This is a genomic window from Streptomyces sp. WAC 04229 (genome assembly GCF_003947455.1).
Classification (GTDB): Bacteria; Actinomycetota; Actinomycetes; order Streptomycetales; family Streptomycetaceae; genus Streptomyces.
On sequence record NZ_QHJH01000067.1, the window covers coordinates 15,149 to 36,315 of the forward strand.

Sequence of the window (21,167 nt, forward strand, 5' to 3'; positions counted from 1 at the left end):
CTCACAGCTTCATCAGGCTGGCGTCGTCGACCGAGGCCGAGTGGCGGGAACGGAACAGGGACACGATGATCGCGAGCCCGACCACGACCTCCGCGGCGGCGACGACCATCGTGAAGAAGGCGATGATCTGGCCGTCGAGATTGCCGTGCATGCGGGAGAAGGCGACGAACGCGAGGTTGCAGGCGTTGAGCATCAGCTCGATGCACATGAAGACCACGATCGCGTTGCGCCGGATCAGGACGCCGGTGGCGCCGATCGTGAACAACAGTGCCGCGAGGTACAGGTAGTTGACGGGGTTCACTTCGACGCCTCCTCGGACCGCCTGGAGTTGTCCGGCCCGGCCGCGCCACGCTCCAGGCGCTCCTCGGCCCGCTGCTCCAGGGCCTTCAGGTCGCCCAGCGCCTGGGTCGACACGTCGCGGATCTGGCCGCGCTCGCGCAGCGTCTTGCTGACGGTCAGCTCGGACGGGGTGCCGTCGGGCAGCAGGCCCGCGATGTCGACCGCGTTGTGCCGGGCGTACACGCCGGGTGCCGGGAGCGGCGGCAGGTGCTTGCCCTCGCGGACGCGGCGCTCGGCCAGTTCGCGCTGGGTCGCCGCGCGTTCGGTGCGCTCGCGGTGGGTGAGCACCATGGCGCCGACGGCGGCCGTGATGAGCAGCGCGCCGGTGATCTCGAAGGCGAAGACGTACTTGGTGAAGATGAGGGACGCGATGCCCTCCACGTTCCCGTTCGCGTTCGCCTGGGCGAGGCCGGTGGTCTCCTCCAGCGAGGCGTTGCCGATGCCGGCGATCAGCAGGATGCCGAAGCCGAGCCCGGACACCAGGGCCAGCCAGCGCTGGCCCTTGATGGTCTCCTTCAGGGAGTCCGCCGCGGTGACGCCGACGAGCATCACCACGAACAGGAACAGCATCATGACCGCGCCGGTGTAGACGACGATCTGCACGATGCCCAGGAAGTAGGCGCCGTTGGCGAGGTAGAACACCGCCAGGACGATCATGGTCCCGGCGAGGCAGAGCGCGCTGTGCACGGCCTTCCGCATGAAGACGGTGCACAGGGCGCCGATCACCGCGACCGTGCCGAGGATCCAGAACTGGACGGCCTCCCCGGTGGAGGTGCCGGCCGAGAGGGTCGCCGCGGCGGCGAGCTGCGCGCTCATCGGCGGATCACCTTCTCCGACGCCGGTTCGGTCCCGCCGAAGGTCGAGTCGCCCTCCTGGACGACCTCGCCCTTGGAGTGCGCGACCTGCTGCTCGGTGCCGGGGGCCGCCTCGGTCACCAGGCCCCGGTAGTAGTCCTGCTCGTCCGTGCCCGGGTAGATGGCGTGGGGCGAGTCGACCATGCCCTCCTCCAGGCCGGCCAGCAGCTGGTCCTTGGTGAAGATGAGGTTGGCGCGGCTGGAGTCGGCCAGTTCGAACTCGTTGGTCATCGTCAGCGCGCGTGTGGGGCACGCCTCGATGCACAGGCCGCACAGGATGCAGCGGGCGTAGTTGATCTGGTAGACGCGGCCGTACCGCTCGCCCGGCGAGTAGCGCTCCTCGTCGGTGTTGTCCGCGCCCTCCACGTAGATGGCGTCCGCGGGGCAGGCCCAGGCGCACAGTTCGCACCCGACGCACTTCTCCAGGCCGTCCGGATGGCGGTTGAGCTGGTGCCGTCCGTGGAAGCGCGGAGCGGTGGTCTTCTGCTGCTCCGGGTACTGCTCGGTCAGCCGCTTCTTGAACATGGCCTTGAAGGTCACGCCGAAGCCGGCCACGGGGTTCTGGAAACCGGGGTTGGTCTCCTTGGGTTCCTCAGCCATCGGACGCCTCCTTTCCATCCGTAGATCCGCCCACAGGTCCGTCACTCTGAGTATCGGGTCCGCCACTGACAATCAGCTCCCGCTCCCGGCGCGGGCGACGCCGTGGCACCGGCGGCAACTCCTGTCCGGGCATCGGCGGTACGGGGAATCCGCCGGCCATGGGGTCGAACGCGGCGGGCTCCTCGGCGGGCGCCTCGGCCCGCTTGCCCTTCTCGCGGAAGATGTCCACGGCGAAGGAGAGCAGCAGCAGGGCCAGGACACCGCCGCCGATGTAGAGGGCGATGTCGGCGAAGTCGTAGTTCTCGTTCCGGAGGGCCCGCACGGTCGCGACCAGCATCAGCCAGACCAGGGAGACCGGGATGAGGACCTTCCAGCCGAGCTTCATCAACTGGTCGTAGCGCACGCGCGGGAGTGTGCCGCGCAGCCAGATGAAGAAGAACAGCAGCAACTGGACCTTGACGACGAACCAGAGCAGCGGCCACCAGCCGTGGTTGGCGCCCTCCCAGAAGGTGCTGACCGGCCACGGGGCCCGCCAGCCGCCCAGGAACAGCGTGGTGGCGACCGCCGAGACGGTCACCATGTTCACGTACTCGGCGAGCATGAACATCGCGAACTTGATCGACGAGTACTCGGTGTTGAAACCGCCCACCAGGTCGCCCTCGGACTCCGGCATGTCGAAGGGGGCGCGGTTGGTCTCGCCGATCATCGTGACGACGTAGAGGATGAAGGAGACCGGCAGCAGCACGATGTACCAGCGGTCGCCCTGCTGCGCGACGATCTCCGACGTGGACATCGACCCGGAGTAGAGGAAGACCGAGGCGAACGCGGCGCCCATCGCGATCTCGTAGGAGATCATCTGCGCGCAGGACCGCAGCCCGCCGAGGAGCGGGTACGTCGATCCCGAGCTCCAGCCCGCCAGCACGATGCCGTAGATGCCGACCGAGGCGACCGCCAGGATGAACAGCATGGCGATGGGCAGGTCCGTGAGCTGCATCGCGGTGCGGTGGCCGAAGATCGAGACCTCGTTGCCGGCCGGGCCGAAGGGGATCACGGCGATCGCCATGAAGGCCGGGATGGCCGCGACGATCGGCGCGAGGACGTACACCGCCTTGTCGGCGCGCTTGACGACCAGGTCTTCCTTGAGCATCAGCTTGATGCCGTCGGCGAGCGACTGGAGCATGCCCCAGGGGCCGTGCCGGTTCGGTCCGATGCGCAGCTGCATCCAGGCGACGACCTTGCGCTCCCACACGATGGAGAACAGCACGGTCACCATCAGGAAGGCGAAGCAGAACACCGCCTTGACGACGACCAGCCACCAGGGGTCGGTGCCGAACATCGAGAGGTCTTCAGCGGCGAGGTACGGGCTCATGCCTCCACCTCCTTGGGGGCCTCACCGGCGGACGTCGCCGGACCGATGCGGACGAGGGACCCGGGCAGCACCCCGGCGTCGGAGGCGACGCCCGTGCCTGCCGAGTTCAGCGGGAGCCAGACCACCCGGTCGGGCATCTCGGTGACCTGGAGCGGGAGGGCGACGGCCCCGGCGGGTCCGGTCACGGCCAGCAGGTCGCCGTCCTTGACGCCGGCCTCCGCGGCCGTGGCGGCCGACACGCGCGCGTGCGCGGCGTGCCGGGTGCCGGCCAGCGCCTCGTCGCCCACCTGGAGCAGGCCCTGGTCGAGCAGCAGCCGGTGCCCGGCCAGGACGGCCTCACCGGCGGCCGGGCGCGGCAGCGCGCTCGCGGTCTGCAGCGGCTCGCCGGCCCGCGGCCCGTCCCAGGCGCCGAGCCGGTCGATCTCCGCGCGTGTGGTGCGCAGATCCGGCAGGCCGAGGTGGACGTCCATGGCGTCGGCCAGCATCTGCAGGACGCGGCCGTCGGTGGGCGCGAGGCGGCGGGTCATCTGGTCGGGCTTGAGCGCCGCCTCGAAGAAGCGCACCCGGCCCTCCCAGTTGAGGAAGGTGCCCGGCTTCTCGGCGACCGCGGCGACGGGCAGGACCACGTCGGCGCGTTCGGTGACCTCGCTGGGCCGCAGCTCGAGCGACACCACGAAACCGGCCTCGTCGAGCGCCGCACGCGCGCGTGCCGGGTCGGGCAGGTCGGCGACCTCCACGCCCGCCACCAGCAGCGCCTGGAGTTCGCCCCGGGCCGCGGCCTCGACGATCTCACCGGTGTCCCGGCCGAAGCGGTGCGGCAGGTCGGCCAGGCCCCAGACCGCGGCGACCTCCTCACGCGCGCGCGGGTCGGTCGCCGGACGGCCGCCGGGCAGCAGCGACGGCAGCGCACCCGCCTCGATCGCGCCGCGCTCCCCGGCCCGGCGCGGGATCCACACCAGCCGGGCGCCGGTCGCGGCGGCGGTCCGTACGGCGGAGGTCAGCCCCCCGGGCACGGAGGCCAGCCGTTCGCCGACGACGATCACGGAGCCCTCGGCGCGCAGCGCCTCGGCCGCCTGGCCGCCGCCGTCCTCCAGTCCGACGCCGCTCGCGAGGGCGTCCAGCCACTCGGTCTCGGTGCCGGGAGCGGCGGGAAGCAGCGTGCCGCCTGCCTTCTCCAGGCCCCGGGTGGCGTGCGTGGCCAGCGAGAAGACCTTCTGCCCGTGCCCCCGCCAGGCCTTCCGCAGCCGCAGGAAGACGCCGGGCGCCTCCTCCTCGGCCTCGAATCCGACCAGCAGGACGGCGGGCGCCTTCTCCAGCGAGGTGTAGGTGACGCCCGTACCGTCCAGGTCGCGGCCGCGCCCGGCGACCCGGGCGGCCAGGAAATCGGCCTCCTCGGCGCTGTGCACGCGCGCGCGGAAGTCGATGTCGTTGGTGTCGAGCGCCACGCGCGCGAACTTGCTGTACGTGTACGCGTCCTCGACGGTGAGCCGGCCGCCGGTCAGCACACCGGTGCGGCCCCTGGAGGCGAGCAGCCCCTGCGCGGCGATCTGCAGGGCCTCCGGCCACGAGGCCGGCTCCAGGTCGCCCTCCGCGTTGCGCACCAGGGGCGTGGTCAGCCGGTCCCGCTGCTGCGCGTACCGGAACCCGAAGCGCCCCTTGTCGCAGATCCACTCCTCGTTGACCTCGGGCTCGTTGGCCGCGAGGCGCCGCATTACCTTGCCGCGCCGGTGGTCGGTGCGGGTCGCGCAGCCGCCGGAGCAGTGCTCGCAGACCGACGGCGAGGAGATCAGGTCGAAGGGGCGGGAGCGGAACCGGTAGGCCGCCGAGGTGAGCGCGCCGACCGGGCAGATCTGGATGGTGTTGCCGGAGAAGTACGACTCGAAGGGGTCGCCCTCGCCGGTGCCGACCTGCTGGAGCGCGCCCCGCTCGATCAGCTCGATCATCGGGTCGCCGGCGATCTGGTTGGAGAACCGGGTGCAGCGGGCGCAGAGCACGCAGCGCTCCCGGTCGAGCAGCACCTGCGTGGAGATGGGCACGGGCTTCTCGTACGTCCGCTTCTTGCCCTCGAAGCGGGACTCGGACTGGCCGTGCGACATCGCCTGGTTCTGCAGCGGGCACTCGCCGCCCTTGTCGCAGACCGGGCAGTCCAGCGGGTGGTTGATGAGCAGCAGCTCCATCACCCCGTGCTGGGCCTTCTCCGCGACGGGCGAGGTGAGCTGCGTCTTGACCACCATGCCGTCGGTGCAGGTGATGGTGCAGGACGCCATGGGTTTGCGCTGGCCCTCGACCTCGACGATGCACTGCCGGCAGGCGCCGGCCGGGTCGAGGAGGGGGTGGTCGCAGAAGCGCGGGATCTCGATGCCGAGCTGTTCGGCGGCCCGGATGACCAGGGTGCCCTTGGGCACGCTGATCTCGGCGCCGTCGATCGTGAGCGACACGAGGTCCTCGGGCGGGACGGCGGCCTCTCCTCCGCCGGAGGGAGCGCTGGTGGTCACAGTCATGCGTTCACCTCCGTACGGTGGTCGGCCCAGGCCGTCGACCTGGCCGGGTCGAAGGGGCAGCCGCGGCCCGTGATGTGCTGCTCGTACTCCTCGCGGAAGTACTTGAGCGAGGAGAAGATCGGCGAGGCGGCGCCGTCGCCGAGGGCGCAGAAGGACTTGCCGTTGATGTTGTCGGCGATGTCGTTCAGCTTGTCGAGGTCGGACATCACGCCCTTGCCGGCCTCGATGTCGCGCAGCAACTGCACGAGCCAGTACGTGCCCTCACGGCAGGGGGTGCACTTGCCGCAGGACTCGTGGGCGTAGAACTCGGTCCAGCGGGTGACGGCGCGCACGACGCAGGTCGTCTCGTCGAAGCACTGGAGCGCCTTGGTGCCGAGCATGGAACCCGCGGCGCCCACTCCCTCGTAGTCGAGGGGGACGTCGAGGTGCTCGTCGGTGAACATCGGCGTCGAGGAGCCGCCCGGTGTCCAGAACTTCAGCCGGTGGCCGGGCCGCATGCCGCCGCTCATGTCGAGGAGCTGGCGCAGCGTGATGCCGAGCGGGGCCTCGTACTGGCCGGGACCCGCCACGTGGCCGCTGAGCGAGTACAGCGTGAAGCCCGGGGACTTCTCGCTGCCCATCGACCTGAACCATTCCTTGCCCTTGTTGAGGATCGCGGGAACGGAAGCGATCGACTCGACGTTGTTCACCACAGTCGGGCACGCGTAGAGGCCCGCGACGGCGGGGAAGGGGGGACGGAGCCGCGGTTGACCCCGGCGGCCTTCGAGCGAGTCGAGCAGTGCGGTCTCCTCACCGCAGATGTACGCGCCCGCGCCCGCGTGCACGGTGATGTCGAGGTCGAGTCCGCTGCCCAGGATGTTCTCGCCGAGGAAGCCGGCCGCGTAGGCCTCGCGCACGGCCTCGTGCAACCGCCGGAGTACGGGGACGACTTCACCCCGCAGGTAGATGAAGGCGTGCGACGACCTGATGGCGTAGCACGCGATGATCATGCCCTCGATGAGGCTGTGCGGGTTCGCGAAGAGGAGCGGGATGTCCTTGCAGGTCCCGGGCTCCGATTCGTCGGCGTTGACAACAAGATAGTGAGGCTTGCCGTCACCCTGGGGGATGAACTGCCATTTCATCCCCGTCGGGAAACCGGCGCCGCCGCGTCCACGCAGACCGGACTCCTTGACGTACGCGATCAGGTCGTCCGGCGCCATCGCCAGGGCCTTGCGGAGCCCCTCGTACCCTTCGTGCCTCCGGTAGACGTCCAGAGTCCAGGACTCGTCCTCGTCCCAGAAGGCCGACAGCACGGGTGCGAGCAGCTTCTCCGGGCTGCTGCCCTTGATCTCGGCGGCCACGGTCATCACTCACCCTCCTCGGCGGTAGGCCCTGCCGGGTTGGCGGGGTCGGACGCCGACGTGTCCTGCGGCGCGTCGTGCGAGCTGAGGTGTTCCGTCGGTGACGGCTCGTGCACGTCCCGGTCCGGCGCGGCGTCGTGCGGCCCGCCGTCCCGCGGGTGCACCACGCGCGCGGCGGACGTCTCACCCTTGGCCAGCCTCAGGCCGGCCAGGGAGGCGGGGCCCGCGCTGCCGCCGGCCGCGACGGCGCCGTCCCGCTCGTCGGGGAAGCCCGCCAGGATCCGGGCGGTCTCCTTGAAGGTGCACAGCGGCGCCCCGCGCGTGGGCGTCACCTGCCGTCCCGCGCGCAGGTCGTCGACGAGGGCACGGGCACTGGCCGGGGTCTGGTCGTCGAAGAACTCCCAGTTGACCATCACGACCGGTGCGAAGTCGCAGGCCGCGTTGCACTCGATGTGCTCCAGGGTGACCTTGCCGTCCTCGGTGGTCTCGCCGTTGCCGACGCCCAGGTGCTCCTGGAGGGACTCGAAGATGGCGTCGCCGCCCATGACCGCGCACAGCGTGTTGGTGCAGACGCCGACCTGGTAGTCGCCGCTCGGCCGGCGCCGGTACATGGAGTAGAAGGTGGCGACCGCGGTGACCTCGGCGGTGGTGAGGCCCAGCACGTCCGCGCAGAACCGCATGCCGGTGCGCGTGACGTACCCCTCCTCCGCCTGCACGAGGTGCAGCAGCGGCAGGAGGGCGGACCGGGAGTCCGGGTAGCGCGCGACGACCTCGCGCGCGTCGGTCTCCAGCCGGGCCCGGACGTCGTCCGGGTAGGCGGGCGCGGGCAGCTCCGGCATGCCCAGGCTCACGCCCCGCTCCGAAGAAGAGGTGGTCACCGGTCGACGCCTCCCATCACGGGGTCGATGGAGGCCACCGCGACGATGACGTCGGCGACCTGGCCGCCCTCGCACATCGCCGCCATGGCCTGAAGGTTGGTGAAGGACGGGTCGCGGAAGTGGACCCGGAAGGGGCGGGTGCCGCCGTCGGAGACGACGTGCACCCCCAGCTCGCCCTTGGGCGACTCGACCGCCGCGTACGCCTGCCCCGGCGGCACCCGGAAGCCCTCGGTGACCAGCTTGAAGTGGTGGATCAGGGCCTCCATGGAGGTGCCCATGATCTTCTTGATGTGGTCGAGGGAGTTGCCGAGTCCGTCCGGTCCCAGGGCGAGCTGGGCGGGCCAGGCGATCTTCTTGTCGGCGACCATGACCGGTCCCGGCTCCAGCCGGTCCAGGCACTGCTCGACGATCCTGAGCGACTGGCGCATCTCCTCCAGCCGGATCAGGAAGCGGCCGTAGGAGTCGCAGGTGTCGGCGGTCGGGACGTCGAAGTCGTACGTCTCGTAGCCGCAGTACGGCTGGCTCTTGCGCAGGTCGTGCGGCAGGCCGGTGGACCTGAGCACCGGGCCGGTGGCGCCGAGGGCCATGCAGCCGGCCAGGTCGAGGTAGCCGACGTCCTGCATGCGGCCCTTGAAGATGGGGTTCCCGGTGGCGAGCTTGTCGTACTCCGGGAGGTTCTTCTTCATCTTCTTCACCAGCTCGCGCATCTGGTCCACCGCGCCGGGCGGCAGGTCCTGGGCGAGCCCGCCGGGGCGGATGTACGCGTGGTTCATCCGGAGGCCGGTGATCAGCTCGAAGACGTCGAGAACCAGTTCACGATCGCGGAAGCCGTAGATCATGATCGTGGTGGCGCCCAGCTCCATGCCGCCGGTGGCGATGCACACCAGGTGGGAGGAGAGCCGGTTCAGCTCCATCAGCAGGACGCGGATGATCGTGGCCCGGTCCGGGATCTGGTCCTCGATGCCGAGCAGCTTCTCGACGCCCAGGCAGTACGCCGTCTCGTTGAAGAACGGCGTCAGGTAGTCCATGCGCGTCACGAAGGTGGTGCCCTGTGTCCAGGTCCGGTACTCGAGGTTCTTCTCGATGCCGGTGTGCAGGTAGCCGATGCCGCAGCGGGCCTCGCTGACCGTCTCGCCGTCGATCTCCAGGATCAGGCGGAGCACGCCGTGCGTGGACGGGTGCTGCGGACCCATGTTGACGACGATGCGCTCGTCGTCGGCGCGGGCGGCGGACTGGACGACCTCGTCCCAGTCACCGCCGGTGACCGTGTAGACGGTGCCCTCGGTGGTCTCCCTGGGGGAGGCGTGTGAAGTGCTCACGAGTACGACCTCCGCTGGTCCGGAGCCGGGATCTGGGCGCCCTTGTACTCGACGGGGATGCCGCCGAGGGGATAGTCCTTGCGCTGCGGAAAGCCCTGCCAGTCGTCCGGCATCATGATCCGCGTCAGAGCGGGGTGATCGTCGAAGACGATGCCGAAGAAGTCGTAGGCCTCCCGCTCGTGCCAGTCGTTCGTCGGATAGACGGTGACCAGCGACGGGATGTGCGGGTCGGCGTCGGGGGCGCTGACTTCGAGGCGGATCAGCCGGTTGTGGGTGATCGAGCGCAGGTGGTACACGGCGTGCAGCTCGCGCCCCTTGTCGTGCGGGTAGTGCACGCCGCTGACGCCGGTGCACAGCTCGAAGCGCAGGGCCGGGTCGTCGCGCAGGGTGCGGGCGACGCGGACCAGGTGCTCGCGCTCGATGTGGAAGGTCAGCTCGTCGCGGTCGACGACCGTCTTCTCGATGGCGTTGCCGGGCAGGAGTCCCTGCTCCTCCAGCGCGCCCTCGAGTTCGTCGGCGACCTCGTCGAACCAGCCGCCGTAGGGCCTGCTCGCCGGTCCGGGGAGGCGGACGGAGCGGACCAGGCCGCCGTAGCCGGAGGTGTCGCCGCCGTTGTTGGCGCCGAACATGCCGCGCTGGACGCGGATCTCCTCGCCGCCCTGGCCGCGCTGGCCCGGCAGGTTCTCCGCGGAGAGGTCCTTCTCGGGGTTCACCCCGTTCGCGTCACCCGGGGTGTCGTTGGCGTCGCTCACCGCAGCAGCCCCTTCATCTCGATCGTCGGCAGGGCCTTGAGCGCCGCTTCCTCCGCCTCGCGGGCCGCTTCCTCCGCGTTGACCCCGAGCTTGGAGCTCTGGATCTTCTGGTGGAGCTTGAGGATGGCGTCCATCAGCATCTCCGGCCGCGGCGGGCAGCCGGGGAGATAGATGTCGACCGGGACGATGTGGTCGACGCCCTGGACGATGGCGTAGTTGTTGAACATGCCGCCCGAGGAGGCGCAGACCCCCATGGAGATCACCCATTTCGGGTTCGGCATCTGGTCGTAGACCTGCCGCAGCACCGGCGCCATCTTCTGGCTGACCCGGCCCGCGACGATCATCAGGTCCGCCTGCCGCGGCGAGCCGCGGAAGACCTCCATGCCGAAGCGCGCCAGGTCGTAGCGGCCGGCGCCGGTGGTCATCATCTCGATGGCACAGCAGGCGAGGCCGAACGTGGCGGGGAAGACGGACGACTTGCGCACCCAGCCCGCGGCCTGCTCGACGGTGGTCAGCAGGAAGCCGCTCGGCAGTTTTTCTTCGAGTCCCATGTCAAAGGCCCCTCAGTCCCATTCCAGGCCGCCGCGCCGCCATACGTACGCGTACGCGACGAAGACGGTGAGCACGAAGAGCAGCATCTCCACGAGCCCGAAAATCCCCAGGGCGTCGAAGGTGACGGCCCAGGGGTAGAGGAAGACGATCTCGATATCGAAGATGATGAAGAGCATCGCCGTCAGGTAGTACTTGATGGGGAAGCGCCCGCCACCGGCCGGCGTGGGGGTCGGCTCGATGCCGCACTCGTAGGCCTCGAGCTTCGCCCGGTTGTACCGCTTCGGACCGATCAGCGTGGCCATGACCACGGAGAAGATCGCAAAGCCTGCCCCGAGGGCTCCCAGTACGAGGATGGGCGCATACGCGTTCACCGCTCCTCGCTCCTCTCAGTCGGCACTGACTGCTGGCGGTTGCACTGGACTCACAGCCGCCCCAACAGCCCCACGAGCCCCGCTCGTCCCGGCGAAGATCGCGAACATGTGAAGCAGGTCACAAGCCCAACTGCCTCGCATCCTATGCCCGCCGCTCTGTGATCTGCGACACGGGGTATTGCACAAGCTTTGTGATCTCCACCACCTGACGAACGATCATGAAGTCGGATGAGCGGTGATCTTCACACAAGAAGCGTTCAGCTGATCACCAGAGGTGACATTTTCGATCGTCGCCGCTGGCCAGAGAGGGTCACCGAGGGGCGTCTCCATATCAAGATGCTTCCCTTGCATGCAAATTGGCGCTGGGCGGAGTGGCTTGATAGAGGGCGCGTTCACACGTCGGAGGGAGGGGCGGGGTGCGATGTGGACACGTGCACGCGTTCACGAGCGCCCGGGCGCGCCGAGACGCAGGCGCCGGGGTAACCGTTCCGTGACCTGTGCCACATTCATGAGAGGTCCATGAGAACCGGGGTTGGCCAACTGAGCCAACCAGTGGTAAGTGCGGGGCAATTCGGGCGTAATGATCAAAGACCGTGATCACAGCCCTGATATGGGCCGTCCGCAATGTCCGTTACGGCGTCAATAAAGAGCGACACGCCCGGCGTTCGGAGGCTCGATTGAACAACTGTGGCGCAGCCCACGTTTCTTGAAGGTATGGAGGAGCTACTGATACCGGTTGTCCCTATGTCCCACACCGCTCACATACGCAGCCACCGGAAGCCCCGCCGCAGCGCGTCGAAAATCGCGATGCGGGCCGGAGTTGCCGGTGGCGTCCTCAGCACCCTGGCAGTCGCCGGTGCGTCGGGGTCGGCCAACGCGGCCGAACCGGTGACGCAGACCCTCGAACTGCCCACCCTGACGGCCGACCTGGCCGCTCAGGTCGCCCAGTCCGCCGACGTCACGCAGCAGGCGGCGTCGAGCTACGAGCTGCGTGCCGAGCGTGACGCGGCTGCCGCCAAGGCCGCCAAGCAGGCCAAGGCCGACCTCGCCGACGCCAAGAAGAAGGCCGCGGAGGCCAAGAAGAAGGCCGAGGAGGCCGAGCGCAAGGAGGCCGCCGAGCGCGCCGCCCGCAGCGCCGAGCGCACCACCCTCAGCGCCTCCGCGGACACCGGCACCTCCGGCAGCTCGGACAGCGGCACCAGCACGTCCACCGCCACCGGTTCGGCCGCCGCGGTCGTCGCCTTCGCGCAGGCGCAGGTCGGCAAGGCGTATGTCTCCGGCGCCACCGGCCCGTCCGCCTACGACTGCTCCGGTCTCGTGCAGGCCGCCTTCAAGCAGGTCGGCATCAGCCTCCCCCGGGTCTCCCAGGACCAGTCGACCGCCGGCACCCAGGTCGGCCTCGGCAACCTCCAGCCGGGCGACATCCTGTACTGGGGTGGCGCGGGCAGCGCATACCACGTGGGCATCTACGTCGGCGACGGCATGTTCGTCGGCGCGCAGAACTCCTCCACGGGCGTCGTCAAGCAGACGCTCGACTACGACCCGCCGAGCGGCGCGGTCCGCGTGCTGTAGCACTCGGGCGCATCCGTAGGAAGGGCCGCAGCCGCTCGGGGGCTGCGGCCCTTCGCCACGTCCCGACGCCCCTCACGTCCCTCTCGGCGCCCGCCGCCACGCGCCGGCTCGCCACCGCGCACCCGCGCCCCGTCGCCCCGTCGCACCCCTCAGCGCCCCGTCGCCTTTCTGCGACCCGCGTCGGGGGCGCGGGAGAGCGACAGGGTGCCCAGAGGGCGGGGAGGCGCCGTGGGGCGGCGAGAGTGCCCCGCGACGTCCCGCACGCCCCCCGGCCACTCACTCCCCCTCTGCCCACGCACCGCGTGCCATCGTCCCCCCTCCCGGATCACGCGCGGCCCGCCGCGCCTCCTGGCATGCTCGGGCGCGGGCCGGCGCTTCCGTCGGTCCGTTCACGAGCCGGAGGAGAGAACGTCATGCCGAGTGTGTTCGTACAGGGGCGGCCCGCCGCCGCGTATCCGCCGCTCGCGCCCGAGGCCCGGCGCGGGTCGGTGCGGCGCGTGACGGAGGTCGGTGAGGAGGTGCTGCACAAGCCCTGCCGGGACGTCACCGAGTTCGGTCCCGACCTGGCCGCGCTCATCGACGACATGTTCCGCACGATGTACGTCGCCGAAGGGGCGGGGCTGGCGGCCAATCAGGTCGGGGTCGCACTGCGGCTGTTCGTCTACGACTGCCCGGACGACGACGGTGTCCGACATGTCGGACACATCGTGAACCCGGTCCTGCAGCCCCTGGACCCGGCCGACCGGCGGCTGCTGGACGAGGGCGAGGGGTGCCTGTCGGTGCCGGGCGCCGTCAGGGCCGTACCGCGGCCCGACCGGGCCGTCGTACGGGGCCTGGACAAGGACGGGCAGCCGCTGCTCGTCGAGGGCACCGGCTACTTCGCGCGCTGCCTCGCCCACGAGACCGACCACGTGAACGGGCAGGTATACCTGGACCGGCTCTCCGCGCGGGAGCGGAAGGCCGCGCTGCGGCAGTCGGCGGACCGGCGCCCGCGGAGGTCTTCGCGCGCCGGGACGCCAACGCCCGCGCCCTCGACGAGGGGCCCGAGGGCTGATCACGCCTTGGGCGCGACCTTGCTCAGTCCGTTGATGATGCGGTCCATCGCGTCGCCGCCCGTCGGGTCCGTCAGGTTGGCGAGCATCTTGAGGGTGAACTTCATCAGGACGGGGTGGGTGAGGCCGCGCTGGGCCGCGATCTGCATGACCTTCGGGTTGCCGATGAGCTTCACGAAGGCGCGGCCCAGCGTGTAGTAGCCGCCGTAGGTGTCCTTCAGGACGCGCGGGTAGCGCTGGAGGGCGATCTCCCGCTGGGCCGGCGTGGCCCGCGCGTGCGCCTGCACGATGACGTCGGCGGCGATCTGGGCGGACTCCATGGCGTAGGCGATGCCCTCGCCGTTGAAGGGGTTCACCAGGCCGCCGGCGTCGCCGACCAGGAGCAGGCCCTTGGTGTAGTGGGGCTGCCGGTTGAAGGCCATGGGCAGGGCGGCGCCGCGGATCGGGCCGGTCATGTTGTCCGGGGTGTAGCCCCAGTCCTCGGGCATGGACGCGCACCAGGCCTTGAGGATCTCTCGCCAGTCGAGGTCCTTGAAGGAGGCGGAGGTGTTCAGCACGCCCAGGCCGACGTTGGAGGTGCCGTCGCCCATGCCGAAGATCCAGCCGTAGCCCGGCAGCAGACGGTCCTGGGGGCCGCGGCGGTCCCACAGTTCCAGCCAGGACTCCAGGTAGTCGTCGTCGTGGCGGGGCGAGGTGAAGTACGTGCGGACCGCGACGCCCATCGGGCGGTCCTCGCGGCGGTGCAGGCCCATCGCCAGGGACAGCCGCGTCGAGTTGCCGTCGGCGGCCACGACCAGCGGCGCGTGGAAGGTGACCTCGCGCTTGTCCTCGCCCAGCTTGGCGTGCACGCCGGTGATGCGGCCGGTGCGGTCGTCGACGACGGGGGCGCCGACGTTGCAGCGCTCGTACAGGCGGGCGCCGGCCTTCTGGGCCTGCCGGGCGAGCTGCTCGTCGAAGTCGTCGCGCTTGCGGACGAGTCCGTAGTCCGGGAAGGAGGCCAGATCCGGCCAGTCCAGCTGGAGGCGGGAGCCGCCGCCGATGATGCGCAGGCCCTTGTTGCGCAGCCAGCCGGCCTCCTCGGAGATGTCGATGCCCATGGCGACGAGCTGCTTGACCGCGCGCGGGGTCAGTCCGTCGCCGCAGACCTTCTCCCGGGGGAAGGCGGTCTTCTCCAGCAGGAGGACGTCGAGCCCAGCCTTGGCCAGGTGGTACGCGGCCGTGGAGCCGGCTGGCCCCGCGCCCACGACGATCACATCGGCGGTGTTTTCGGAGAGGGGCTCGGTCACGGCGGGATCTCCCCAGAGTTCGAAATCTGCGTGCCGACGGGCACTGGACATGGGCAGTCTATTCAGCGTCACCGATCACCCGGCTGAAGGGCTGCCCAGTGAACCGAGCTGTGCCCGTTGTACGGTTGCGCGTCCCCACCGACGAGGACGCCGTCGCCTGGCACCGGATCTTCGCCGATCCGGACGTCATGGAGTTCCACGGCGGCCGGGCGGCGGAACTGTCCGTCTACGAGGAGCTGACCGCGCGCCAGCGCCGGCACGACGCCGAGCACGGCTTCTGCCTGTGGTCCATGGTGGACGAGTCCGGGCAGGTCATAGGCTTCACCGGCGCCCAGCCGTGGCCGGGCGACTGGGGGCCCAAGGGCGAGATCGAGATCGGCTGGCGGCTCGGGCGGGCGCACTGGGGCAAGGGGTACGTCACGGAGGCGGCCCGCCAGACGCTGGAGCGGGTGCGCGGGGCGGGCGTGGCGGAGGTGGTCGCGATGGTCAACGCGCGCAACGCCCGGTCCATCGCGGTCACGGAACGGCTGGGCATGCGGCTCGCCGAGGTCTTCACCATCCCCGGCTCCGACAGGAAGGGCCACTGCTACCGCCTCCCCCTCCACGGAGCGTGACTCAGTGTAATCGACTGTCACAGAAAGCCACTTGGTGCTTCCGGGCGGTACGCGGCGGAGCTACGCTGCCGGGTACCGCTGGGGGTGACGTCCGTGCGCCTGGTACCCGAGAAGCCCGATGTCCACGTACCGCGCCTGGTCGGCCTGATGGCCGTGGACGCGCGGGAGACGGCACGCGTGCGGGGCCTGTCCCTGTACGCGTCGGACCGGCCCGATGTGCGACTCGCCGTCGTCGACCACGTCGTACGCCAGTTTCCGCAGCCCGGGGCGCGGGTGCCGCGGGAGTCGACGGTGTACGTGTGGTTCGACTTCGGGGAGGGCGAGGGCGGCGGGGGCATCCGCGAGCCGCGGGTGCCGCGGCCGCCGCCGGGCGGGCTCCGGCGGGAGCTGGCCGAGCCGGACGCCGAACCGGGCGAACCGGGCGGGACACCGCCCGGCCCCGCGCCCTACTGCGCGGCGCTCAGCTCGCCTTGAAGCCCCGGTGCAGCGCCACCACGCCGCCCGTCAGGTTCCGCCACGCCACCTTCGACCAGCCCGCCTCGCCCAGCCGCCGGGCGAGCGCCGGCTGGTCGGGCCAGGCGCGGATCGACTCGGCGAGGTAGACGTACGCGTCCGGGTTGGACGACACCGCGCGGGCCACCGGCGGCAGGGCGCGCATCAGGTACTCGGTGTAGACGGTCCGGAACGGCGTCCACGTCGGGTGCGAGAACTCGCAGATGACGACCCGGCCGCCGGGCCGCGTCACCCGGTACATCTCGCGCAGCGCCGCGTCCGTGTCCTGCACGTTGCGCAGCCCGAAGGAGATGGTGACGGCGTCGAAGACGTCGTCGGCGAACGGCAGCCGCGTCGCGTCGCCCGCGGTGAACGGCAGCCACGAGTGCCGGTCCTTGCCCACCTGGAGCATGCCGAGGGAGAAGTCGCAGGGGACGACGTACGCGCCGGTGCGGGCGAAGGGCAGCGACGAGGTCGCCGTACCGGCCGCGAGGTCGAGGACCTTCTGCGCCGGGCGGGCGTCGACGGCGTCGGCGACCTCCTTGCGCCACGCCCGGTCCTGGCCGAGCGACAGCACGGCGTTCGTCAGGTCGTACCGTCGCGCGACGTGGTCGAACATCGAGGCGACTTCGTGCGGCTGCTTGTTCAGGCTGGCTCGGGTCACCGGGCCATTGTCGCAGGCGGCCCCGGCCGACTACGCGCGCCGGTACACCAGACGACCGCCCACGACGGTCGCCACGCACGTCGAGGCGCCCTCCCGCACGAGCGCGGCCCGGTCGGGCACGTCGAACACCGCGAACCGCGCGGGCTTCCCGGCGCCGAGGCCCGGCAGCAGCACGAGGGGCACCGGGGAGAAGGCGGCGGGCCCGGGCAGCGTGGCCGGCCGCCCCGCCAAGGCGAGTCCCGGCCTGCGCACCGCGTCCAGGGCCGCGCGCTCGCGCAGTTCACCGGCGACCGCGACCGTGCCGTGCGCCAGCATGCGCTGCACACCGCGGCGTGCGCTGGCGCCCCGCGCGGACGGGGAGCTGTCCAGCAGGGCCCGCGCGCGCTCCCCGAAGAGCGGCTCGATGCCGAGCCGGTCCGCCTCGCGCGGGTCGGGGTGGTACGCCTGCTCCAGCAGCTCCGGACCGTACGGGTTGAGCAGGCCGGGCGTCAGGATGCCGGGCCACCTCCGCAGCCGCGCGCCCGGGTGGGCGGCGGCCAGCTCCTCGTACGGGCCGACGGCGGCGAGCTGCGCGCCGTCGACCAGGACGGCCGCCTCGGGCGAGGCCTCGGCGACGTGGATCGTCGTGGGCACGGTGACCTCAGTTGGGCGCGAGCAGCTTCAGTTCGGGGTGGGCGGTGCCGCCCTCGATGGCCGTGGACGAGATGTGGGAGACCACGCGCTCGTCGACGGGGTCGTTGGCCGGGTCGTCGTGCACGACCAGGTGCTCGTAGGTCGTGGCGCGCTGCGCGGGGACGCGTCCGGCCTTGCGGATCAGGTCGATGATCTCCAGCCGGTTGGAGCGGTGCTTGGCGCCGGCCGACGACACCACGTTCTCCTCCAGCATGATCGACCCGAGGTCGTCGGCGCCGTAGTGCAGGGAGAGCTGGCCGACCTCCTTGCCGGTGGTCAGCCACGAGCCCTGGATGTGGGCGACGTTGTCCATGAAGAGGCGGGCGATGGCGATCATCCGCAGGTACTCGAAGAGCGTGGCCTGCGTGCGGCCCTTCAGGTGGTTGTTCTCGGGCTGGTAGGTGTACGGGATGAAGGCGCGGAAGCCGCCGGTGCGGTCCTGCACGTCCCGGATCATGCGCAGGTGCTCGATGCGCTCGGCGTTGGTCTCGCCGGTGCCCATCAGCATGGTGGACGTCGACTCCACGCCGAGGCCGTGCGCGATCTCCATGATCTCCAGCCAGCGCTCGCCGGACTCCTTGAGCGGCGCGATCGCCTTGCGGGGGCGCTCGGGGAGCAGTTCGGCACCGGCGCCGGCGAAGGAGTCGAGACCGGCGGTGTGGATGCGCTGGATCGCCTCCTCCACGGAGACCTTCGAGATCCGCGCCATGTGCTCGACCTCGCTCGCCCCCAGGCTGTGGATGACGAGCTGCGGGAACTCCGCCTTGATGGCCGCGAAGTGCTTCTCGTAGTACTCCACGCCGTAGTCCGGGTGGTGGCCGCCCTGGAACATGATCTGCGTGCCGCCCAGCTCGACGGTCTCCGCGCAGCGGCGCAGGATGTCGTCGAGGTCGCGGCTCCAGCCCTTCTTGGTGTCCTTGGGGGCCGCGTAGAAGGCGCAGAACTTGCACGCCGTGACGCACACGTTCGTGTAGTTGATGTTGCGCTCGATGATGTACGTGGCGATGTGCTCGGTACCGGCGTACCTGCGCCTGCGTACGGCGTCGGCGGCGGCGCCCAGCGCGTGCAGCGGGGCGTCGCGGTAGAGGTCGAGCGCCTCTTCGGGGGTGATCCGCCCACCGGCGGCGGCGCGGTCGAGGATGGGCTGAAGGTCGGCCTTCTCGGTCACCGGCGTCCCTTTCGCAAGGTTCGTAAGGGTTGTGGACGGACCTGCCCAGCGTACGCCAGGGTCTTCGGGCGTCCGCGCTCAGGCCGCGTAGGCCCCGGCCAGTACGCCGAGGAAGGCGCCCGCGATCAGGAACGGACCGAACGGGATCGCCGTCTTGCGGCCCGCGCGGCGTGCGACGAGGAGGGCGCCGCCGTAGAACGCGCCGAGCAGGAACCCGGCGAAGGTGCCCAGCATCAGCGTGGGCCAGCCGTACCAGCCGAGGACGGCGCCCGCGGTGAGGGCCAGCTTCACGTCGCCGAAGCCCATGCCGGCCGGGTTGATGAGGAACAGGACGAGGTAGCCGGCGCCGAGCGCGAGGGCGCCCAGCAGGGCGGTCGTCCACTCCCCCGCGTGCTCGGGCACCAGCGCGGCGAGGCCCAGGAGGGCGACGGCGGCGACGGCCAGCGGCAGGGTGAGGGGGTCGGGCAGCCGCCGTACCCGGAGGTCGACGACGGCCAGCAGCACGCCGGGCGGCGCGAGCAGCAGCCAGACGGCCAGCTCGGGCCGGGTGCCGGTGGCGGCGGCGAGGGCGGCGCAGACGAGCGCGGTGACGAGGGCGAGGGGCACGGCGCGGTGGCCGTAGGACGGCTCGTCGGCCGGGCACTGACCGCACCGGGCCCGCCCCAGCCAGCCGCGCACCGGATGCTCCTGCGGGCACCGCTCGCGCCATGCTTCCCCCGACGGGGCGGAGAAGCGGTAGGCGGCCCGCGGCAGCAGCGCGCCCGTCGCCGCGCCCCAGAGCGCGGCGACGAGGACGGCCAGGAGGTAGGGGTCCATACCGATGTCCGTCCGGAGCACGCCGGTCGCCCGGGTCAGCCCGCTGCCGCGACGCCGTCGCGCCAGGTCGGCAGCAGTTCGTCGAGCAGCGCCTCGGTGCGCGGCGGCAGACCGCGCGCCCCGCTGCGGCCGATCAGGTCGGCGGCGAGGGCGCGCAGGCGGTCGGCGTCCTCGGTGGCGTGCGTGGCGCGCAGCAGCTCGTGCCACAGGCGCTCGTCGGCCGGGGCGGTGCGCAGCGCGGCGTTCAGCGCCTCGATGGCCTTCTCCGCGCGGCCGCGCTCCAGGTGGAACTCGGAGAGCGCGAGCCCGGTGTCCGCGACCAGCAGCGGCAGCTGGGCGTCGATGATCTCGTGGGTCAGCCAGCGGTAGCGGCCCTCGGGACGGTCGGCGAGCAGCGGCCCGCGCACCAGCACCAGCGCGTCGGTGAGCAGCCGGCCGCGCACCTGGCGGCTGTCGACACCGCGGCCCTGCGTGGCCTCGTAGTAGAGGGAGCGCAGGACGTCGAGGTCGGAGACGACGGACTTGGCGAGGGTGAGCCGCCCGGTGGCGTCGGTGCCGAGCCTCGGCGTGCCGTCGGGGTCGGTGCCCAGCCAGTCCCGCAGCCGCTCCAGGAGCGCGTCGCGCACGTCCTCCGTCACACCGCGCGGCCAGAGCGCGGAGGCCAGCACGCGCGGGTGGACGCCCTCGCGGTGCAGCAGGAGCAGCGCCAGCGCCTCGTGGAGCTGGGCGCTGCGGTCGCCGTCGGGGGCGTCGAGGCCGATGATCTCGTACGACCCGACGAGGCGCGCGTACACCGCGGGCCGCCCCTGCTCGCTGATGTCGACGAGGAACGGCGGGGTGTTGGCCGGCCCGCCGGGCCCGCGCTCGGGGTCGGCGTCGGTGAACAGCTCGACCACGGCCCGCTGCTGCGCGACCGGCAGCAACTGCGCCTCCAGCTCGAGCCCGAGGAGCGGGGCGAGCAGCTTCCCGTCCCCGGTGATCTCCATCTCCCAGGCGGCGCCGGGCAGGTCGGTGCCCTCGGTGCCGACGAGGTAGCCGATGCCGAGGCGGCCGGCGTCGGCGGCGAGTTCGGCGAGCCGCAGGGCGTCCTCGTCGGACGGCTGCGCGGCGAGCAGGACGAGGTGCGGCGCCCAACGCGTGTGCTGGGCGGGCCCGGTACGGCCGGTGAGTACGGAGTCGTGCCCGGCGGCGCCGAGCGCGCCGCGCCGCTGCCGGGTCTCGGCGGACATGGTCTCGAAGAGGTCCTCGAAGCCGTCGAGGTGCCGTATCCGGTTGGGCGCGAGCGGGGTGAGGTCGTCCCCGAACCCGACCAGCGTGATGGTCATGCGGTCCGACCAGCCGTTGGTGGCCAGCTCGGCGGCGACCGACGCGAACACGGCGGCCCGGTCGGCCTCGGCGCCGCTCAGCGAGACGAGGCCGGGCACGGCCTCCAGGTTGAGCAGCAGCCGGGAGTCGTCCATGGTGCCGAGGCTGACGAGACCCGGGTACGGGGCCGCCGTCTCGGCGTCCTCGTACCGCTCGGCGTCGGCGCGGGCCAGCATCCAGAAGGTCTGGTCCTGCCCGACCTGCCAGGGCGCCGGCGGCTTCCCGGCCGGCTGGGCCAGCTGCAGGTGGAGGTCGCCGTTGCCGCCCATCCAGGCCGCGTAGACGACCGGCAGGGGTCGGGACTCGGCGGCGAGGGATGCGGCCAGCCCGCGCAGCGAACGGTCCAGCAGGCGTACGCCGTCGGGGTCGGCGCCGACCAGCAGCGCGTCCTGCGCGTCCTGCGCGTCGCCGGTCGGGGTGGGCGGCTCCATGCCGCGCCGTCCGCCGACGGCTCCGAGCGCCGAGTGCCACAGCGCCTGCCGGCGCCGGCGGCCGAGGGCGCCGAGCAGACCGGCGGCGAGCAGCGGGGCGGCGAGCAGGGCCTCGGGGAGCCCGAAGGAGCGCCCGGACTCCTCGGCGGCGGGGGTGGCG

At 71.4% G+C, this 21,167-nt stretch carries 20 protein-coding genes and 1 pseudogene; 4 read left to right on the forward strand and 17 right to left on the reverse strand.

Going from position 1 to position 21,167, the window contains the following annotated elements:
- Position 1: 1 nt before the first annotated feature.
- From nuoK to DMH12_RS19490, 11 genes are read right to left on the reverse strand one after another with little or no spacing between them, the layout of a single operon-like run.
- A complete protein-coding gene (nuoK, locus tag DMH12_RS19440) occupies positions 2 to 301 on the reverse strand; it encodes an NADH-quinone oxidoreductase subunit NuoK (protein WP_003974374.1) in 300 nt (99 codons plus the stop codon).
- On the reverse strand, positions 298 to 1,155 hold the full coding sequence (locus DMH12_RS19445) for an NADH-quinone oxidoreductase subunit J (RefSeq protein WP_125492815.1): 858 nt from the start codon (positions 1,153 to 1,155) through the stop codon (positions 298 to 300). Before DMH12_RS19445 ends, nuoK begins: the two co-directional genes overlap by 4 nt.
- A complete protein-coding gene (nuoI, locus tag DMH12_RS19450) occupies positions 1,152 to 1,793 on the reverse strand; it encodes an NADH-quinone oxidoreductase subunit NuoI (RefSeq protein WP_122615675.1) in 642 nt (213 codons plus the stop codon). Before nuoI ends, DMH12_RS19445 begins: the two co-directional genes overlap by 4 nt.
- On the reverse strand, positions 1,786 to 3,162 hold the full coding sequence (nuoH, locus tag DMH12_RS19455; protein WP_125492816.1) for an NADH-quinone oxidoreductase subunit NuoH: 1,377 nt from the start codon (positions 3,160 to 3,162) through the stop codon (positions 1,786 to 1,788). Before nuoH ends, nuoI begins: the two co-directional genes overlap by 8 nt.
- Positions 3,159 to 5,663 carry an NADH-quinone oxidoreductase subunit G gene (locus DMH12_RS19460; protein WP_125492817.1) on the reverse strand — a complete coding sequence of 835 codons (2,505 nt, stop codon included), beginning with the start codon at positions 5,661 to 5,663 and terminating at the stop codon, positions 3,159 to 3,161. The genes nuoH and DMH12_RS19460 overlap by 4 nt, the downstream gene beginning before the upstream one ends.
- A complete protein-coding gene (gene nuoF, locus DMH12_RS19465; RefSeq protein WP_185832416.1) occupies positions 5,660 to 7,012 on the reverse strand; it encodes an NADH-quinone oxidoreductase subunit NuoF in 1,353 nt (450 codons plus the stop codon). The genes DMH12_RS19460 and nuoF overlap by 4 nt, the downstream gene beginning before the upstream one ends.
- Positions 7,009 to 7,881 carry an NADH-quinone oxidoreductase subunit NuoE gene (nuoE, locus tag DMH12_RS19470; RefSeq protein ID WP_125492819.1) on the reverse strand — a complete coding sequence of 291 codons (873 nt, stop codon included), beginning with the start codon at positions 7,879 to 7,881 and terminating at the stop codon, positions 7,009 to 7,011. Before nuoE ends, nuoF begins: the two co-directional genes overlap by 4 nt.
- Positions 7,878 to 9,200, reverse strand: a complete 1,323-nt coding sequence (locus tag DMH12_RS19475) for an NADH-quinone oxidoreductase subunit D (protein ID WP_122615670.1) — start codon at positions 9,198 to 9,200, stop codon at positions 7,878 to 7,880. Before DMH12_RS19475 ends, nuoE begins: the two co-directional genes overlap by 4 nt.
- A complete protein-coding gene (locus DMH12_RS19480; protein WP_125492820.1) occupies positions 9,197 to 9,952 on the reverse strand; it encodes an NADH-quinone oxidoreductase subunit C in 756 nt (251 codons plus the stop codon). The genes DMH12_RS19475 and DMH12_RS19480 overlap by 4 nt, the downstream gene beginning before the upstream one ends.
- Positions 9,949 to 10,503 (reverse strand): NADH-quinone oxidoreductase subunit B family protein, encoded by a 555-nt coding sequence (locus tag DMH12_RS19485; protein ID WP_018528252.1) that lies wholly within the window; start codon positions 10,501 to 10,503, stop codon positions 9,949 to 9,951. Before DMH12_RS19485 ends, DMH12_RS19480 begins: the two co-directional genes overlap by 4 nt.
- Positions 10,504 to 10,515: 12 nt before the next feature.
- Positions 10,516 to 10,875, reverse strand: a complete 360-nt coding sequence (locus tag DMH12_RS19490) for an NADH-quinone oxidoreductase subunit A (protein ID WP_003974383.1) — start codon at positions 10,873 to 10,875, stop codon at positions 10,516 to 10,518.
- 744 nt (positions 10,876 to 11,619) lie between these two features.
- Between DMH12_RS19490 and DMH12_RS19495 the strand changes: the two genes are divergently transcribed.
- Positions 11,620 to 12,447: a C40 family peptidase gene (locus tag DMH12_RS19495; RefSeq protein WP_125492821.1), complete on the forward strand. Its 828-nt coding sequence runs from the start codon at positions 11,620 to 11,622 to the stop codon at positions 12,445 to 12,447.
- 413 nt (positions 12,448 to 12,860) lie between these two features.
- Positions 12,861 to 13,501: pseudogene (gene def, locus DMH12_RS19500) on the forward strand (peptide deformylase).
- Here def and DMH12_RS19505 read toward each other — a convergent pair.
- Positions 13,502 to 14,836 (reverse strand): geranylgeranyl reductase family protein, encoded by a 1,335-nt coding sequence (locus DMH12_RS19505; protein WP_125492822.1) that lies wholly within the window; start codon positions 14,834 to 14,836, stop codon positions 13,502 to 13,504.
- A 47-nt stretch (positions 14,837 to 14,883) separates the two neighbouring features.
- Here DMH12_RS19505 and DMH12_RS19510 point away from each other — a divergent pair, with 47 nt between their 5' ends.
- Both DMH12_RS19510 and DMH12_RS19515 read left to right on the forward strand, forming a co-directional pair.
- Positions 14,884 to 15,399, forward strand: coding sequence for a GNAT family N-acetyltransferase (locus DMH12_RS19510; protein ID WP_125492823.1), 516 nt, complete (start codon positions 14,884 to 14,886; stop codon positions 15,397 to 15,399).
- Between the two features lie 93 nt (positions 15,400 to 15,492).
- Positions 15,493 to 15,873, forward strand: a complete 381-nt coding sequence (locus tag DMH12_RS19515) for a PASTA domain-containing protein (protein ID WP_125492824.1) — start codon at positions 15,493 to 15,495, stop codon at positions 15,871 to 15,873.
- Here DMH12_RS19515 and DMH12_RS19520 read toward each other — a convergent pair.
- The 5 genes from DMH12_RS19520 to DMH12_RS19540 form a co-directional block, all read right to left on the reverse strand.
- Positions 15,860 to 16,555 carry a demethylmenaquinone methyltransferase gene (locus tag DMH12_RS19520; protein WP_125492825.1) on the reverse strand — a complete coding sequence of 232 codons (696 nt, stop codon included), beginning with the start codon at positions 16,553 to 16,555 and terminating at the stop codon, positions 15,860 to 15,862. The genes DMH12_RS19515 and DMH12_RS19520 overlap by 14 nt on opposite strands.
- Before the next feature lie 30 nt (positions 16,556 to 16,585).
- A complete protein-coding gene (locus DMH12_RS19525) occupies positions 16,586 to 17,188 on the reverse strand; it encodes an imidazolonepropionase-like domain-containing protein (RefSeq protein ID WP_125492826.1) in 603 nt (200 codons plus the stop codon).
- 7 nt (positions 17,189 to 17,195) lie between these two features.
- On the reverse strand, positions 17,196 to 18,395 hold the full coding sequence (gene mqnC, locus DMH12_RS19530; RefSeq protein ID WP_122615659.1) for a cyclic dehypoxanthinyl futalosine synthase: 1,200 nt from the start codon (positions 18,393 to 18,395) through the stop codon (positions 17,196 to 17,198).
- A 78-nt stretch (positions 18,396 to 18,473) separates the two neighbouring features.
- Positions 18,474 to 19,211, reverse strand: coding sequence for an A24 family peptidase (locus DMH12_RS19535; protein ID WP_125492827.1), 738 nt, complete (start codon positions 19,209 to 19,211; stop codon positions 18,474 to 18,476).
- A 35-nt stretch (positions 19,212 to 19,246) separates the two neighbouring features.
- On the reverse strand, positions 19,247 to 21,167 hold a 1,921-nt coding region (locus DMH12_RS19540), incomplete at its 5' end, for a bacterial transcriptional activator domain-containing protein (protein WP_125492828.1).